Source organism: Collinsella aerofaciens, from assembly GCF_028209395.1.
Classification (GTDB): domain Bacteria; phylum Actinomycetota; class Coriobacteriia; order Coriobacteriales; family Coriobacteriaceae; genus Collinsella; species Collinsella aerofaciens_AZ.
On record NZ_JAQLDQ010000020.1, the window covers coordinates 19,935 to 36,393 of the forward strand.

The window sequence follows — 16,459 nt, forward strand, 5'->3', positions numbered from 1 at the left end:
CCCGCAGAATGAGAGTGGATAATCTCCCGTTTTTGGCCTGTTTGCAGGCTCAAAGTGGGAGATTATCCACTCTCGTCATTTCGGCGTCTAAGTCTGCCCCCGGCACCCAACTCGTTCTTTGCTTTACTGAGATAAAGTGAACGTACAGATTCGTAACCCGCTGGCAACCGTTCTATGGCACGATATTGAACGAATGTATGCTATGCGCCCAAATCTTTTGGGCAGAGTGGGAGACAGTATGGTCAAGCTGTACGAGGACGGCATCTACCTGCGCGGCGGTAGCGAGGTTGTGCCTGTGGCCGAGGCTGCTGAGCGTGGCATTACGCAGGCGCCCGAGGATGCCAAGCGCGGCACCATCGCGTATTCGATCCTCCAGGCACACAATACGTCGGGCGACCCCGAGGCACTCAAGATTCGCTTCGATGCCATGGCGAGCCACGACATCACCTTTGTCGGCATCATCCAGACGGCGCGCGCTTCGGGCATGGAGCAGTTCCCGCTGCCTTACGTGCTCACCAACTGCCATAACTCGCTGTGCGCCGTGGGCGGCACCATCAATGAGGACGACCACGTCTTTGGCCTTTCCGCAGCCAAGAAGTACGGCGGCATCTTCGTTCCGCCGCACATCGCCGTCATCCACTCCTTTATGCGCGAGAACTTCGCCGGTTGCGGCAAGATGATCCTGGGTTCCGACTCGCACACCCGCTATGGTGCCCTGGGTACCATAGCCGTGGGCGAGGGCGGCGGCGAGTTGGCAAAGCAGCTGCTGCGCGACACCTACGATGTCGCCTATCCCGGCGTCGTGGCCATCTACCTCACGGGCGCCCCGCGCCCCGGCGTCGGCCCGCACGACGTGGCGCTCGCCATCATTCGCGCCGTCTTTGCCAAGGGCTACGTCAAGAACAATGTCATGGAGTTTGTGGGCCCGGGCATCGCGAGCATGACGACCGACTACCGCAACGGCGTTGACGTCATGACCACCGAGACCACCTGCCTGTCGAGCATCTGGGCCACCGACGAGGACACGCACGCGTTTTTGACCATGCACGGCCGCGGCGACGACTATCGCGAGCTCAAGCCCGCCGATGTCGCCTACTACGACGGTTGCGTCGAGGTCGACCTGTCGAGCATCAAGCCCATGATCGCACTGCCGTTCCATCCTTCCAACGGCTTTGAGATCGACGAGCTCAACGAGAACCTCGAGGACATCCTGCACGAGGTGGAGCTCGAGGCCGCCAAGATCGGCGAGGGCAAGACGCACTTTAGCCTGCTCGACAAGATCGTCGACGGCAAGCTGCACGTGCAGCAGGGCGTTATCGCCGGCTGCTCGGGCGGCAACTATGACTCCGTGGTCCAGGCTGCCCGCGTGCTCAAGGGCGCCAATACCGGCTGCGGCGAGTTCTCGCTGTCGGTCTATCCCACGAGCCAGCCCGTGGCGCTCGAACTTACACGCCGCGGCTACATCTACGACCTCATGGAGGCCGGCGCAATCGTGCGCACGGCATTCTGCGGCCCGTGCTTCGGCGCCGGCGACACGCCCGCCAACAACGGCCTTTCGATCCGTCACACCACGCGCAACTTCCCCAACCGCGAGGGTTCCAAGCCGGGTAATGGCCAGCTGAGCGCCGTGGCCCTGATGGACGCCCGCTCCATTGCGGCAACGGCTGCCAACGGCGGCGTCCTGACGCCGGCGACCGACCTGCCCGAGGACACTTGGGACGAGGCCTGCGAGTACACCTTTGACGACGCGCCGTACAAGAAGCGCGTGTACTGGGGCTTTGGCAAGGCGGAGCCTGCCGACGAGCTGGTCGAAGGCCCCAACATCAAGCCGTGGCCCGCGATGGAGCCGCTCGGCGACGACATCCTGCTCAAGGTTTGCTCCAAGATCATGGACCCGGTCACCACGACCGACGAGCTCATTCCCTCGGGCGAGACGAGCTCCTTCCGCTCCAACCCGCTGGGCCTGGCTGAGTTTACGCTGAGCCGCCGCGACCCGGCCTACGTGGGTCGCTCCAAGGAGGTCGACGCTGTGGAGAAGCGTCGCGTTGCCGGCGAGTCCGCGGGCGACCTGGCGGCGTTCGATGCCGAGCTTGCCGGTGTGTTTGAGGCGCTGGCCGGCGCGGGTGTCGCGGCCGATGCCAAGGCGACCGAGTTCGGTTCCATGATTTACGCCAAGAAGCCTGGCGACGGCAGCGCCCGCGAGCAGGCCGCGAGCTGCCAGCGCGTAATTGGCGGCCTGGCCAACATCGTCCACGAGTACGCCACCAAGCGCTATCGCTCCAACGTGATGAACTGGGGCATGGTGCCCTTCCAGATGGAGGCCGAGCCCAACTTTGAGGTGGGCGATTACGTCTTTGTGCCGGGTATCCGTGCCGCGCTCGATGGCGACCTGAAGGACATCGCCGCCTACGTGGTGCGCGCCGATGGTGCGGTCGAGCAGATTGAGCTCTATATTGCCGATATGACGGCCGAAGAGCGTGCCATCGTCAAGGCCGGCTGCCTGATCAACTACAACAAGTTCAAGGCCGCTGCCGAGTAACTCTGCTGTACGCCCCGGACACACCTTTCCCTCGTGCTCACGCGCTTCGCGAGGGTCGCCCGAGGGAAAGGTGTGGCTGGGGCTACTGCGACGTTCTCGTTGGGTCTTGAGGGACGCTAATGAATAGACTTGCTTGATGCCGCCTCTGTTATCGGGGCGGCTTCTTTTTGTTGAAAACCACCACAAAGGGGGCAGGCACCTTTGTGGTGGTGGGGACGAGCTCGATGCTGTTGTGATCGTTGAGCGGCATGTTAATGGGCGGCTCTACAGAATTTCATCTGGGCTGGCGGGTTTGGTTGTTTTGGGGATGCCGAGTTTGGATGACGCGAAATCGTCAACATTGTCCTTAATTCCGTCTTTGGTGTAGACAGTGACCATATAGGTGCTGTGTCCGAATTCGCCCTTGTCGCGTGTTGCCCAGGCATCCCAGTAGGCGGCCCCGTTTCGCCCTTTGATTTTTCCGACACGGCGGAGTTCTGTTCGCTTTAATTTCTGGTTGCTATAGATGGTTCGACCGGCCTCCTCGGTGAGCCCGCACTGTCCAAGCATCTTGTCGAGGACTTGGTTCATGTGACGCTCATCGGTGTTTGGTGCGTAGTCGTAGGCGAGGGTGATGAAGTCGAGTGGCTGGTCGTCGATTAGATAGTTTAGCGTCTGAGGTCCAAGGCAGAAATAGGGGGAGCATCCGTCGATCTGACCGAGCAGTGGCAACTTTGACTGCCAACTTCCGGTGGGAATTCCATCTTCGTAAAACACGCCGCGACAGATAAAGGAGAGCGAGGTGGCACGCGAGCCGGCGTCGACCATTCCGCATAAATCGAAGGGCGAGGTGATACCAAGGGAAAAGGGCGTGATGACGATAAGGAAGAGCATCACGATGGGTATGGCGAGAATGGCGATGACGTTGCGACCGGTGGAATGAGGCGGCTTCATATGCGCTCCTCGAGACAAAGATCTGTTGAGGATAGGCAGAAATGGATATGTTCAGAGAGCAATTCAAGTTTAATCTCATTGCGCGAGATGGTCGACCGTTAGCGTCGAAAACCACCACAAAGGTGCCTGTCCCCTTTGTGGTGGTGAGGAGCGCGCGGCTTCTTTTGGTAATAGTGTTAGCTGGCGGTATCATTAGTGCAGGTGGCGAAGGTTTGCATTGTGGGGTGTTTTGCCGTGAGCCGTTCTGCCCGTATTGGATTGATTGTCTTGGCGCTTGCGATCGCTGTGGTTGGCGCGGGCGCTGTCGGTATGGCATTTCTACCTGCTGCGGTGACGGAGCCGGTGGTCAAGCCTGTGACTCAATCTGTCGAACTTCTGACCGGCGACGACAAGCCCGAGACCATTACCGTTGATTTTGATGAGCAGCCGGCTGTGCGGGGTATTAGCAATTATCCGCGTATTCAGCTTGGGGCCATGCGCTATACCACGGATACAAGCCTGATCGATAGGGCGTCCGAGCTACTCAAGGGCAAAACATTTAAGCGTTGGTACGGATATGCGTCCTATCGGGCAAAAGCGAACGACATGGTTGGCGGATGCCACTCGTCCATCGAGCTGGACACTGCAAACGGCGCAAAGTTATGTGATGTCTCGTACGATCCGGGCTACGAGGGCAATGAGGGTCCGGGCATCTACATCATGGACGGCGATGTCGCCTATGTCATGGAGGGCGACCAGACCGAGCTCAACGATTTTATGGGTCAGTGTATCCAAGATGCCTATAAACAGACCTGCTTGCCTGACCCGCAGACTGCACGCGATAGTGGGTCTGCCCGTACATGGCTGTTCGAGGATGAGATGCCCTGGACCGTCGAATCGGGAAGTACGGGTTCGGCGAAGGAGTAGAGACCGCGACCACCACAAAGGTACCCGTCCCCTTTGTAGTAGTTCTCGGTTTGTCTCGATCTGTAACATCTGGGCTGTTGGAAGTAAGCCTGCTGTTACAGATTTAGATTTTCAGATGAGCCTTCGTGGCTTGTCTCGATCTGTAACAGTTAGACCCTAATTTGCCGAGTAGATGTTACAGATTGAGACAAACGGTTGCCGCTGGTCATTTCATCTTGATCCGTAACATCTAGGATCAAAAATGGCTGCTAGATGTTACAGATCGAGACGGTAGTGCGCCTGGGCAGCGGCGGGCTGACATCTCAGTACCCTATCCATCAATCACTCAGAAAATCTTATATATAGAGACTTAGATTTGTGTATAAGATCGCGCAAAGCTGGCAACAATACTTCTCGAACAACGTGAAGCCGCCCCGTAGGGCGGCCGCCCCAAGAGAGGTGATTCCATGAGAATCGATAAGCTAGCAATGACGTCGCGCGAGGCGCTGCAGACCGCCATGAGCACGGCTGCCGACGCGCAGGCCGGCGCGGTGGAGCCGATTCACCTGCTGTCCGCCCTGCTTGGTGCCGGCGAGCGCAATATCTCCGTGATCATCGAGCGCATCGGCGCCGATCCGGCCCAGCTTGCACGCTCCACACAAGATGCCATCGACCGCGCGCCCAAGGTTTCGGGCGAGGGTCAGCAGATGGGCCTGTCCAATGAGCTCGTCCGCGTCATCGAGAAGGCCGAGAAGAAGGCCACCAAGATGGGCGACAGCTTTGTGGTGACCGAGCATCTGCTGATGGCGCTTGCCGAGGACAAGGGCGAGGCTGGTCGTGTACTGCGTGACGCCGGCGTCACCAAGGAGCGCATCGAGCAGGTCTACGAGGAGCTGCGCGGCGACGACCGCGTGACGTCTGCCGAGGACAAGACCCAGTTTGAGGCGCTGGAGCAGTACGGCCGCAATATCTGCGACCTTGCCCGCGCCGGCAAGCTCGACCCGGTCATCGGCCGTACCGACGAGATTCGTCGTACCATCCAGGTCCTGTCCCGCCGCACCAAGAACAACCCCGTGCTCATCGGCGAGCCGGGCGTCGGCAAGACGGCCATCGTCGAGGGCATCGCCCAGCGTATCGTGGCCGGCGACGTGCCAAGCACCCTGCGCGACCGCGACCTTATCGAGCTCGACATGAGCGCGCTGGTCGCCGGCGCCAAGTACCGCGGCGAGTTCGAGGACCGCTTGAAGGCCGTGCTCAAGGAAGTGCAAAAGTCCGAAGGCAAGGTCATCCTGTTCATCGATGAGCTCCATACCATCGTGGGCGCGGGTGCCACCGAGGGCTCCATGGACGCCGGCAACATCCTCAAACCGGCGCTCGCTCGTGGCGACCTGCACGCGATCGGCGCGACTACGCTTGACGAATACCGCAAGTACATCGAGAAGGATGCGGCGCTCGCCCGTCGTTTCCAGACCGTAATGGTGAGCGAGCCTACCGTCGAGGACACCATCTCGATTCTGCGTGGCCTCAAGGAGAAGTACGAGATCTTCCACGGCGTGCATATCACCGATAGCGCGCTCGTGGCCGCCGCCGACCTCTCCGATCGCTACATCGCTGACCGCTTCCTGCCCGACAAGGCCATCGACCTGGTCGATGAGGCCGCAAGCCGCCTGCGCATGGAGCTCGACAGCATGCCGGTCGAGATCGACGCCACCACGCGTCAGCTCACCCAGCTGCAGATCGAGGAGCAGGCGCTCATGAAGGAGACTGATGACGCCTCCAAGGAGCGTCTGGAAGCCCTGCGCCAGGAGATTGCCGAGGTTCAGGAAAAGCTCAACGTGCAAAAGGCCGGCTGGCTCAACCAAAAGAACGCCATCGACCACGTGCAGGAGCTTAAGGGCCAGCTTGACGAGGCCAAGAGCGAAGAGGAGCGCGCGACGCGCAACGGCGATCTGGGCCGTGCGTCCGAGCTTCGCTATTCTGTGATTCCGGGTCTGCAGCAGCAGATTCAGGATTCCGAGGCTGCGCTCGAGGCGCAAAAGCAGCAGGACGGCGAGGGCCTCAACGAACAGGTGACCTCCGATGAGATCGCTGAGGTCGTGAGCGCCTGGACCGGTGTGCCCGTGTCCAAGATGATGCAGGGCGAGCTCGACAAGTTGAAGGGCTTGGAGGGCGAGCTGCATAAGCGCGTTATCGGTCAGGACGAGGCCGTCTCCGCTGTAGCCGCGGCCGTGCGTCGCAGCCGTGCGGGTCTCTCCGACCCAGACAAGCCCATCGGCAGCTTCTTCTTCCTGGGCCCCACCGGCGTAGGCAAGACCGAGCTCGCCAAGGCGCTGGCCGAGTGCCTGTTCGATGACGAGCGCGCGCTCGTGCGTATCGACATGTCCGAGTATATGGAGAAGTTCAGCGTCCAGCGTCTGATCGGTGCGCCCCCGGGATACGTGGGCTATGACGAGGGCGGCCAGCTCACCGAGGCCGTGCGCCGTCGTCCCTACTCCGTGATCTTGCTCGACGAGATGGAGAAGGCTCATCCGGATGTCTTTAACGTGCTGCTGCAGGTGCTCGACGACGGCCGTTTGACCGACGGTCAGGGTCGCCAAGTGTCCTTCAAGAACACGATTATCATCATGACGTCCAACGTGGGCTCCAAGGCCATCGCCGATCTGTCCGGTAAGGACGAGGAGGAGATGCGCCATCAGGTCGACGCCGCCATGGCTCAGACCTTCCGCCCCGAGTTCCTCAACCGTATCGACGATATCGTGGTGTTCCATCCGCTCGGCATGGCGCAGATCGAGAAGATCGTCGACATCCAGCTTGCCGACGTCCGCGCACGCCTGGCTAAGGAGCGCATGACGCTTGCCATCACCCCGGCGGCCAAGCAGATGCTCGCCGTGGGCGGCCTGGACCCCGTGTTCGGTGCCCGTCCGCTCAAGCGCCTGGTCCAGCGCGAGGTCGTGGACGCCATCGCCGCCGCTATCATCGACGGCACGGTGCGCGAGGGCGATCAGGTGACAGTCGATGTCGACAAGGACGGCGGCTTTACCGTCGTGTGCGACAATACGCCGTCTGCTGCCTACGAGGTCCCCGACGCGCAGTAGGTTTTTGGCGCATGCCTTACAATCTGCCTTTTGAGCCGAACGCCAAGGGCGGCGGATCCAATGGGGTCCGCCGCCCTTTTTCGTGCGACAATCGATAATGTTGAACACGATTGCATGGCAAGGAGATATGCAGATGATAGACAAGAACAAGACGAATGCGCCGGTCGCCAACGCCGCGCCGGCCGCACCCAAGCCTGCACCCAAGCCGCGCGACCCCTACATCCGTGCCGAGAATGAGGATGACGACGGCTACGATCCTTATAGCGATCGTCGCCCCGAGCGCGAGCCCCTCTTCGAAGCCGACCCCTGGCGTTAAGTAGCTCATTTGGGACGGAGCTTTTTAGCTACTTTGTTTTCGGCTAGAGGCGTTCATGCCTGCCCCCCTCGGCCGCTCGATATCCTCCGGGAGGGGCCACTAATAGAAAACTTGCTTATCCATTAATCAAGATACGCATAATCTTGCTCTCCTGCTAATCAAGAATCGTTATAATCTTGATTAGCAGGAGAGCAAGATTGGAGAATTATGGCATTCAACGACTTGGTGGCTCAAAAAATAAAGGACTTTGAGCAACAGGGGATTCCGCAGGTCTTTGAGCGCGACCTTGATCTGGGCAACCCGCAGGAGCCAAAGCGCGACAACATCGTATATGTGATTGTGGGCGCCCGTCGTTGTGGAAAGACGTATCGCCTGTATCAGGAGATGCGGCGGCTTCAGGGCCAAGGCGTCGAGCTTGACCGGATGCTATATTTCAATTTTGAGGATGAGCGCTTGCGTCCGTATGAGCCATCGCTACTAGCGGACGTGCTCGATACATTCTATGCACTATATCCTGCTGCTCGAGGCGAGGGCGCCTACCTTTTCTTTGACGAGATCCAGGAAATACCCGAATGGGGTGCGTTTCTGCGACGCGTGGTCGATACGGAGAAGGCGACCGTTTACGTGACGGGATCTTCTTCTAAGATGCTGTCCTCAGAACTTAAGAGCGAGTTCAGGGGCCGTTCTCTTGTGCGAGAGCTTTTTCCGTTGAGTTTTTCGGAATACGTCCGATATAAGACGGGGGGCGTTCCTGAGTCGAACGCGCCCTTCTCCTCGAGCGATGCAGCGTTGCTCAGACACCATCTGGTCGGATATCTCGAGCGAGGGGGATTCATCGCGACATTTGAGCAGACGCCCGCAGACGCGATTCAGCTGCTACAGGAATATGCGTCGCGAACGGTCGCCATGGACGTCGTTGAACGTTACGACGTCAAGAACCCCCGTTTGGCCTCGCTGTTTCTGGCGCGGTGCATGGCATCTTCGGGACGAGAGCTGTCAGTGAACAAAGTGTACAACGAGTTCAAGAGCAGACAGATATCCGTCAGTCGAAATACGCTCAGCGACTTACTTGAGTATTACGAGGACGCCTACCTGCTGTTTTCGGTGCCGGAATTCACGCGTTCGCTTGCAAGTAATACGCGGTCTGCGTCTAAGGTCTACGCCGTCGATCCTGCGATGTTCGGAGCGTTCTCCCCCGCATCGGCACTGGATCAGGGTCAGAGGCTCGAGACCGCGGTGTTCAATGCGCTCAGAAGAAGGACCCCCGCCGTGCGGCCCGGTTCGGTTTGCCGCCTGCTGATTAAAGATAAGAATAAAAGCCATGAGGTGGACTTTGTGGCTGGGGATACACTGCTCATGCAGGCTTACGGCCTGATTCAGGTAAGTGTGGATATGACAAGCGAGAAAACGCGCGAGCGCGAAATCGCCGCGCTCGATGCCGCGATGGCCCAGTTTGATCTTGGCGAGTCGGCAATCGTTACCATGGATGAGCAGGCCGATATTCCATGCAAACACGGCGTGGTACATGCTGTGCCCGCATGGAAGTGGCTCCTTTCCTAATCGTCTATGGATTTGCGAGGCCAGGACCTCCTGGCCCCTTCATCACGGTTGGGGAGCACCATGATGCGCCCGGCTAGTCCTGGGCCTTGATGCTCGGCAGGAGAATCTGGGCGAGGTAGTCGGTCTCGAGTTTGGTCGCGGCGTCGGCCTTGCCGTCTTTGCCGACCAGTACGTTCTTGATCTGGCTATAGGTGTAGCGGTTGCCGGTCGTGAGCTCGACAAGCTCAATGGCCGAGTCCATGGGGTAGGTCGACACGGGATTCTGCGTCCGTCCGTTGATGGTCTGGGGCACCACGTACGGATAGACGGGGCCGCTGGCGTAGACGGTATAACCGTTGCCTAGGTTGGCCGCACCCAAAACCGTATCGCCCTCATCGGGCGTAAAGCTCTCGCCCTCGCGCACTGCGACGAGCGTCACAATCGGCGTATCGCTGTCGCCGGCAAGATAGATGCATAGCGTGCTGCCATTTTGCCAAGTCTCGACCTTGCCGTACCATTCGACGGGGATATCGAGCTGGTAGAGGTCGGTTGCCTTGTGACGGGCGTCGGCATCACGGGCTGCCTGTGCCTTTTGCGCGCTCACGGCATTGACGGCGGCGTCGCGCCGCGCGGTTGCCACCTGCTGGAGCACCTTGGCGGTGGCGGCGGAGCTCGCGCCTCCCTCCTCGGCATATTTGGCGGCGGCATCGATCTGGTCGTCGGTTACCGTGTCGGCCGAAGGCACCTTGAGCTTAAAGGCGGCCTGGCTGCTTAGGTCCTGTCCGTCGCTCTTGATCGTGACCTGTGCCTTGGTGGTCGGCACGGTATAGACGGTGCCGTCGGACGCGATGGGGGAGGCGGCAATGGAGAGCGTGTAGTCACCGGGTAGCAGTTTGATGCCACGGCCGTGCTCGTCAATATAGAGTGTTTCGCTCACGGAGGATCCGTCAGAATCCTGGCCACTCACCTGTACGGGAATCTTGGAGCCGGTGGAACAGTCGAGCCCCGCGGCATGTACACCAATCTGCACCGACATCATCGTGTGGGCATTGGCGGCGGCGATGGCAGCCTGCTCTTGCCGGTATCCGTTCCAGGCTGCGTAGCCTGCGCCGCCGGCGACGAGCGCAACGACCACAGCGCCGGCGACCATCAGATTGCGGCGCTTGGGCGACATCTTGCGGTGACGGGCCTCGGCCTCATGTGCCGAGGGAACGGACGGCAGGGGAATATCGCCCATGGCGATGGTCTCGTCCACGGCAGGCGCGGAGCCTAAGCCAGGGAGCTCGCGGGTCAGCGAATCTTCGGCCGGCAAGCTGTCGAGCAAGATGGTTTCCTCGCTCGTGTCGGATTCGGGCTGGTCGTCGGCCCCGCATTCGGATTCCTCGTGCCCAGCCTCATCTTCGGTGGGCGCGGCGCCATCGTCTTTTGCATCCTGATCATCGGGCTGCGCCTCGATTTCCGACTCATCCTGCACATCAACGCTCGAATCGTCAAACGCAATCTCGGCCAGCGCGATCTGGTCTAGGCTCTCCAGGGCCTCGGCGCATGCTTCTGCATCTTGGGCCGCATCCTCTTGGCCCGTCGTCTCATCTTTCATATATCCCCCAAGCTCAATATCGAGACAACACTGTATCCAAAAACGGGGCTCCATAGAGCCGCCGCATGATTTGAAATCCGATTTTATATATGCGCGTGTTTTTGAATAGATGAATAGAGGCGCAACGACAAAAAGCCCCCGGAAAGCGAGCGAAACGCTTTTCGGGGGCTCTGCGAGACATTGGATTGAAAGGCCGAGTGAGCGGGCCTATGCCCAAGTGCCAACAGCGGCCAACATGTTACTCGGCGTGCGCGTAATCAACCTTGGCGCGGCGAGCGGTGGCCTTCTCCCAATCGCTGGTGCCCTCAAAGACATCCTGCTTGTAGGGATTGCGGCCGAGCTTCTTGGCGCGGTAGGCGATGTAGATGATTGCGGCGACGTTGGCGACCAATGCGGCGATCGAGACCGCGGTGGCGGCGCCGGGGTCGAGCGTGGAGTGGGTCACAAAGATGGACTCCTCCTGGAAGTAGGGGAACACCTGGGCAAACATGCACCAAATAGCCAGCGTAAAGGCGCGGTTCTGGATCCAGCCGCCCTTGTTCCAGATAAAGGCGGCGACGGTGGGCGCCAGCAGCAGCGCAAAGCCGCAGAACCAGGAGTGGGTGGGCAGGCAGTTGTAGGTGTAGCAGAAGTTCCAGATGTCGTAGGCGATGATGTAGACCCAGGTCATGTCGGGCCACAGCATGTCGGTCTGATCCTCGGAGGCGTAGACGCTCCACCAACCGGTCATGCAGAAGATGTTGATGATACCGGCGATGCCGTTGAACACGTTGTTCCAGCCGGCAAGCTGCGTGGCGCCCTCGGAGGTGACCCAGGTGGACTCGCCCAGGACAAAGAAGCGATAGGCGCTCTCGAAGTCGGATACGACGGCGATCATGATGTTGATGGCAACGATCACAAACGGCCACGCGCGGAACCAATGCGCCTTGCCGATCTTGCCCCACTGATACTTAATGGCAATGAAGCCCCAGCAACCGGCCAGCGCCGCGTATACCTTGGCGTAGTGGAACCAGCTGTTCTGGTACACATGGGTGGGGTTGGTGAGCGCCCGCTCGGCGCCCTGTGAGACGCCGATGGCGATGGCGACGCAGTAGATGGTCATGGCAAGCGGAGCTACGCCAAAGATGATTGCCGCGCCCAGCTTGGTGCGGCGGCCGACCTCGTTGAGCACGATCAGGCCGATAAAGACCATCGCCCAGCCGACCCAGTGGATAAGGGTATCGCTACCCCAAACATCGAACAGCATGCTGCTCTCCTTTCATGCGCCCGCGTCCCCTCTTCCGTCGCGGGCAGTTTGGCAAAATGTCGTCAGTTCCTGGGCTTGCGCTCGGGATACTTGGCGGTGTAGCCCTCGATGTGGAGCGTCGAGGCGATAATCTCCTTGACCGTCTCGTCGGGCACATCGGGGTGCGTGCGGATATACATCAACAGTCCCATGATGAGGGTGTAGAACGTCTCGTAGACATGGTCGATGCGTAGCTCATGATGGGCGACAAAATCCACCACGGTGGTGTCGCAGATATACTGCGCCACGCGCTGGACCACGTTATGCAAAAAGCCGCCGTAGAGCGCGCCACTGCTCGAGGTGAGCGTACTCGGCAGCTCGTGGCCGCTGGCGACCAGGCGCTTAAAGAGCGGGGCAATGGTGTCGAGTGCGCCCTCGATATCACCGGCGATGCGGCTGGCATTCCACTGCTCGAGCTCGGCGATAAAGCCGTCGATTGCCTCGTCCATGACGGCGGTGACGGCGGCGTCCATGTCGGCAAAGTAGTGGTAGAACAGCGAGCGCGTGCAGCCGGCGCGTTTGGTCACGGCCGATACCGATAGGTGGGAAACGCCCAGCTCGGAGCTTACGGTGCGCACGGCATCGAGGATCTCGCGACGGCGTTCGTCGCCCGTCAGACGCTTGGCCGCGCTATCGGGTGCGGGGACGGCGTCGGCCACAGAGGTATCTGCTGTGTTGTTGCCCATGTTTTGCCGCCTTTCATCCGTTTGGGCCCGACCGTTCGCCTAACAGTCTTGAATATTGTTGACGGTTCGTCAATACTGTTTTTGACACAATGTCAACAATGGCGGGTGAACGGCATGGGGGCATGCCCGGCCTGCAAAAAAAGAGGGGTGCCGCGGCCTCGCCGGGCTGTGGCAAGAGAAGGGACAACCATGATTCTCAACGGACCGGGAATTAGCTACACCGAGCCCGACATCGGTTCGGAGTTCGTGCCGCCGCTGCCGGAGCATCCGCGCGAGGCAATCGTCAAGCTGTGCGAGCACTGCACCAACCGTCTGCTGCATCGCGACGAGCTGCTGGGCTACGAGTACTGGTCGTTTGCCGAGGCCGCAACCGACGAGCAGGCCGAAGTGCTCTGCAAGATGAAGATGCGCCGTCCCTATACGCTGCCCGAGATGGTCAAGCTCACCGGCATGCCCGAGGCCGATATCGAAAAAATGCTCGACGACATGAGCTACACGGGTCTGCTCGAGTACAACTGGGAAAACCCCGAGCGCGCCAAGCAGTGGGTGCTGCCCATGCTGGTGCCGGGTTCCGCCGAGTTCCTCAACATGCGCGTGAGCCAGCTCGAGGAGCATCCGGTCTATGCCAAGTTCTTTGAGCAGGCGTCCAAGGGACCGCTGTCCAAGGCCACGCCGATGGTGTCGCCCGGCGGTGCCGGCATCGGCATGCATGTCATTCCGGTCGAGAAGGCCATCGATGCCGCGAGCACCTCGGTGCCGATCGAGCATATCGAGCATTGGCTCGACAAATACGAAGGTAAGTATGCCGCTAGCACCTGCAGCTGCCGCGCGAGCCGTCGCGTGATGGGTGAGGGCTGCGCCGACGACCCGGCAGATTGGTGCATCGCCGTGGGCGATATGGCCGACTACGTGGTCGAGACCGATCGTGGCCATTACGTGACCCGCGATGAGGTTTACGACATCTTGCGCCAGGCCGAGGACAACGGCTTTGTGCACCAGATCACCAACATTGACGGCGAGAACAAGATTTTCGCCATCTGCAACTGCAACGTTAACGTGTGCTACGCCCTGCGCACCTCGCAGCTGTTCAACACACCCAACCTGTCGCGCTCGGCCTATGTCGCCAAGGTCGAGAAGGACAAGTGCGTGGCCTGCGGTCGCTGCGTTGAGGTGTGCCCGGCTGGTGCAGCCAAGCTCGGCCAGAAGCTCTGCAGCAAAAAGGCCGGCGGACAGGTGCCCGAGTATCCGCGTCAGGAGCTGCCCGATGCCACCAAGTGGGACCACACCAAGTGGTCGCCCAACTACCGCAACGACAACCGCATCGAGACGCATGAGTCCGGCACCGCTCCCTGCAAGACGGCCTGCCCCGCGCATGTTGCCGTTCAGGGCTATTTGAAGCTCGCGGCTCAGGGTCGCTATGACGAGGCCCTAGCACTCATTAAGCGCGAGAACCCGCTGCCCGCTATCTGCGGCCGTGTGTGCAACCGCCGCTGTGAGGATGCTTGCACCCGCGGCCGTGTGGACGCCGCCGTGGCTATCGACGAAGTCAAGAAGTTTATCGCCCAGAGCGATCTGGATGCCGCGACCCGCTATGTCCCGCCTGTGGTGACGCCGACGCGCGCCGGCGGCTTCGACCAGAAGATCGCCATCATCGGTGCCGGTCCGGCCGGCCTGTCCTGTGCCTTCTATCTGGCCGAGAAGGGCTATAAGCCCGTCGTGTTCGAGAAGAACGAGCGCCCTGGTGGCATGCTCACCTACGGTATTCCCAGCTTTAAGCTGGAAAAGGACGTTATCGAGGCCGAGGTCGAGGTTATTCGCCTGATGGGTGCCGAGTTCCGCTATGGCGTGGAGGTCGGCCGCGATGTGACGCTCGACGAGCTGCGCGAGCAGGGCTTTAAGGCCTTCTATGTTGCCATCGGCTGCCAGGGCGGACGCCTTGCCGGCATTCCGGGCGAGGATGCCGAGGATGTGACGGTGGCTGTCGACTTTTTGCGCGAGGTCAACAGTGGCAAGATCAACGCGCTGCCCGGCCGCACCATCGTGGTGGGCGGCGGCAACGTGGCCATCGATGTCGCGCGCAACGCCTGCCGTCTGGGCTCCGAGCATGTTGAGATGTTCTGCCTGGAGAGCGAGGCTCAGATGCCCGCCAGCGAGGAGGAGCGTCGCGAGGCCATCGAGGATGGTGCTCACATCAGCTGCGGCTGGGGTCCCAAGGAGGTTCACCTGGACGAGACCGGTCGTGTGTGCGGCATCACCTTCAAGCGCTGCACGCGCGTCTTTGACGACGAGGGCCGTTTTGCGCCCGAGTACGACGAGAACGACCTGCGTCGTGTCGATGCCGACCGCGTCGTCATGTCGATTGGCCAGTCCATTGTGTGGGGCGACCTGCTGGCTGGCTCCAAGGTGGAGCTTGGCCGCGGCCAGGGTGCCCTTGCCGATCCGCAGACGTACCAGACCGCTGAGCCCGACATCTTTGTGGGCGGCGACGTCTACACCGGCCCCAGCTTTGCCATCGACGCCATCGCCGCCGGTCACGAGGCCGCTGTGTCCATCCATCGCTTTGTGCAGCCGGGCTCCACGCTCACCATCGGCCGCAACCAGCGCCGCTACACCGCGCTCGACCGCGACGATGTTGTGATTGAGAGCTATGACAACGCGAGCCGCGAGGTTGCCCACGTGGACCGCGAGCGCGAGAAGGCCGCGCCGTTTAGCGAGTACGTCGAGACCTTTACCGAGGAACAGGTGCGCGCCGAGACCGCCCGCTGCCTGGGCTGCGGCGTCTCGATCGTCGACCCCAACAAGTGCATCGGCTGCGGCCTGTGCACCACCAAGTGCGCCTTCGATGCCATCCACCTGGATCGCGACCGCCCCGAGTGCTCCACGATGGTCAAATACGAGCAAAAGCTTCCCAGCCTGGGCAAGTACGCACTCAAGCGCGCCATCAAGATCAAATTCGGTCGCAAGTAAGTAGTCATAACGGGAACGGCGGAAGGAATTAAAAGTGCACGAGCTCGGAATCGTGTATCACATCATTCGCGATGTCGAGAATGTGGCTCGCGCCAACGGCGTAAGTCGCGTTTCGAGCGTGACGTTGCTGTTGGGCGAGGTCTCGGGCGTCGTTCCCGACTTGCTGCTCGACGCTTGGCGCTGGGCAGCGGATAAAAAGCCTATCACCGAGGGCTCGGAGCTTATCGTGGAGCCCGTCGAGGCCGTGACGCATTGCGAGGCGTGCGGCTGCGACTACGCGACGGTCGAGCACGGCAAGACCTGCCCCCATTGCGGCAGCGGCGAGACATACCTGTTGCAGGGCCAGGAGGTCATGATCAAGCAGATCGAGACCCCCGACGAGGACCCGGCAGACGCTGCCCCCGGCGGCCCTTCTGACGCCCCCGACGCCGTCGACGCCGCTAACCCTCTCCACATCGTCTAGCCCCTAGTCGTTGGGGACGTTCTTGTTTGACTAGTCGTTTAAGAACGTCCATTACAGTCGAAATTGTCAGCCCGGGACCGTCTCGGGCTACGATTGAGGCGCGCCCAGAACGGGCCGCCGACCGGGCGCCCGCGCACGGCCGAACGTCCCTGCC

11 protein-coding genes are annotated in these 16,459 nt (G+C 60.7%); 7 read left to right on the forward strand and 4 right to left on the reverse strand.

Translation table 11 applies throughout. From position 1 onward, the window contains the following. Positions 1 to 238: 238 nt before the first annotated feature. Positions 239 to 2,539, forward strand: coding sequence for a hydratase (locus tag PMW67_RS07760; RefSeq protein WP_117848333.1), 2,301 nt, complete (start codon positions 239 to 241; stop codon positions 2,537 to 2,539). A gap of 264 nt (positions 2,540 to 2,803) precedes the next feature. On the opposite strand, the gene PMW67_RS07765 is transcribed toward PMW67_RS07760, so the two are convergent. Continuing rightward, positions 2,804 to 3,472, reverse strand: coding sequence for a hypothetical protein (locus PMW67_RS07765; RefSeq protein WP_117583635.1), 669 nt, complete (start codon positions 3,470 to 3,472; stop codon positions 2,804 to 2,806). A gap of 219 nt (positions 3,473 to 3,691) precedes the next feature. On the opposite strand from PMW67_RS07765, the gene PMW67_RS07770 reads away from it, so the two are divergent. The 4 genes from PMW67_RS07770 (at position 3,692) to PMW67_RS07785 (ending at position 9,328) form a co-directional block, all read left to right on the forward strand. Further along, a complete protein-coding gene (locus PMW67_RS07770) occupies positions 3,692 to 4,378 on the forward strand; it encodes a hypothetical protein (protein ID WP_271739386.1) in 687 nt (228 codons plus the stop codon). 446 nt (positions 4,379 to 4,824) lie between these two features. Then, on the forward strand, positions 4,825 to 7,452 hold the full coding sequence (clpB, locus tag PMW67_RS07775; protein WP_271739387.1) for an ATP-dependent chaperone ClpB: 2,628 nt from the start codon (positions 4,825 to 4,827) through the stop codon (positions 7,450 to 7,452). A 133-nt stretch (positions 7,453 to 7,585) separates the two neighbouring features. Beyond that, complete coding sequence (locus PMW67_RS07780) at positions 7,586 to 7,768, forward strand: hypothetical protein (protein ID WP_271739388.1); 183 nt, start codon at positions 7,586 to 7,588, stop codon at positions 7,766 to 7,768. A gap of 207 nt (positions 7,769 to 7,975) precedes the next feature. Beyond that, positions 7,976 to 9,328 (forward strand): ATP-binding protein, encoded by a 1,353-nt coding sequence (locus PMW67_RS07785; protein ID WP_271739390.1) that lies wholly within the window; start codon positions 7,976 to 7,978, stop codon positions 9,326 to 9,328. Positions 9,329 to 9,401: 73 nt separating this feature from the next. Here the strand turns inward: PMW67_RS07785 and PMW67_RS07790 are convergent, their stop codons facing one another. The 3 genes from PMW67_RS07790 to PMW67_RS07800 form a co-directional block, all read right to left on the reverse strand. Beyond that, positions 9,402 to 10,904: a hypothetical protein gene (locus PMW67_RS07790; RefSeq protein ID WP_271739391.1), complete on the reverse strand. Its 1,503-nt coding sequence runs from the start codon at positions 10,902 to 10,904 to the stop codon at positions 9,402 to 9,404. Positions 10,905 to 11,142: 238 nt separating this feature from the next. Further along, complete coding sequence (locus tag PMW67_RS07795; RefSeq protein ID WP_271739392.1) at positions 11,143 to 12,150, reverse strand: DUF5692 family protein; 1,008 nt, start codon at positions 12,148 to 12,150, stop codon at positions 11,143 to 11,145. Between the two features lie 62 nt (positions 12,151 to 12,212). Then, positions 12,213 to 12,875: a TetR/AcrR family transcriptional regulator gene (locus tag PMW67_RS07800; RefSeq protein ID WP_271739393.1), complete on the reverse strand. Its 663-nt coding sequence runs from the start codon at positions 12,873 to 12,875 to the stop codon at positions 12,213 to 12,215. A gap of 189 nt (positions 12,876 to 13,064) precedes the next feature. Between PMW67_RS07800 and PMW67_RS07805 the strand changes: the two genes are divergently transcribed. Next, positions 13,065 to 15,842, forward strand: coding sequence for an FAD-dependent oxidoreductase (locus tag PMW67_RS07805; RefSeq protein ID WP_271739395.1), 2,778 nt, complete (start codon positions 13,065 to 13,067; stop codon positions 15,840 to 15,842). Between the two features lie 34 nt (positions 15,843 to 15,876). Then, a complete protein-coding gene (locus PMW67_RS07810) occupies positions 15,877 to 16,305 on the forward strand; it encodes a hydrogenase maturation nickel metallochaperone HypA/HybF (protein ID WP_271739397.1) in 429 nt (142 codons plus the stop codon). Positions 16,306 to 16,459: the final 154 nt, after the last annotated feature.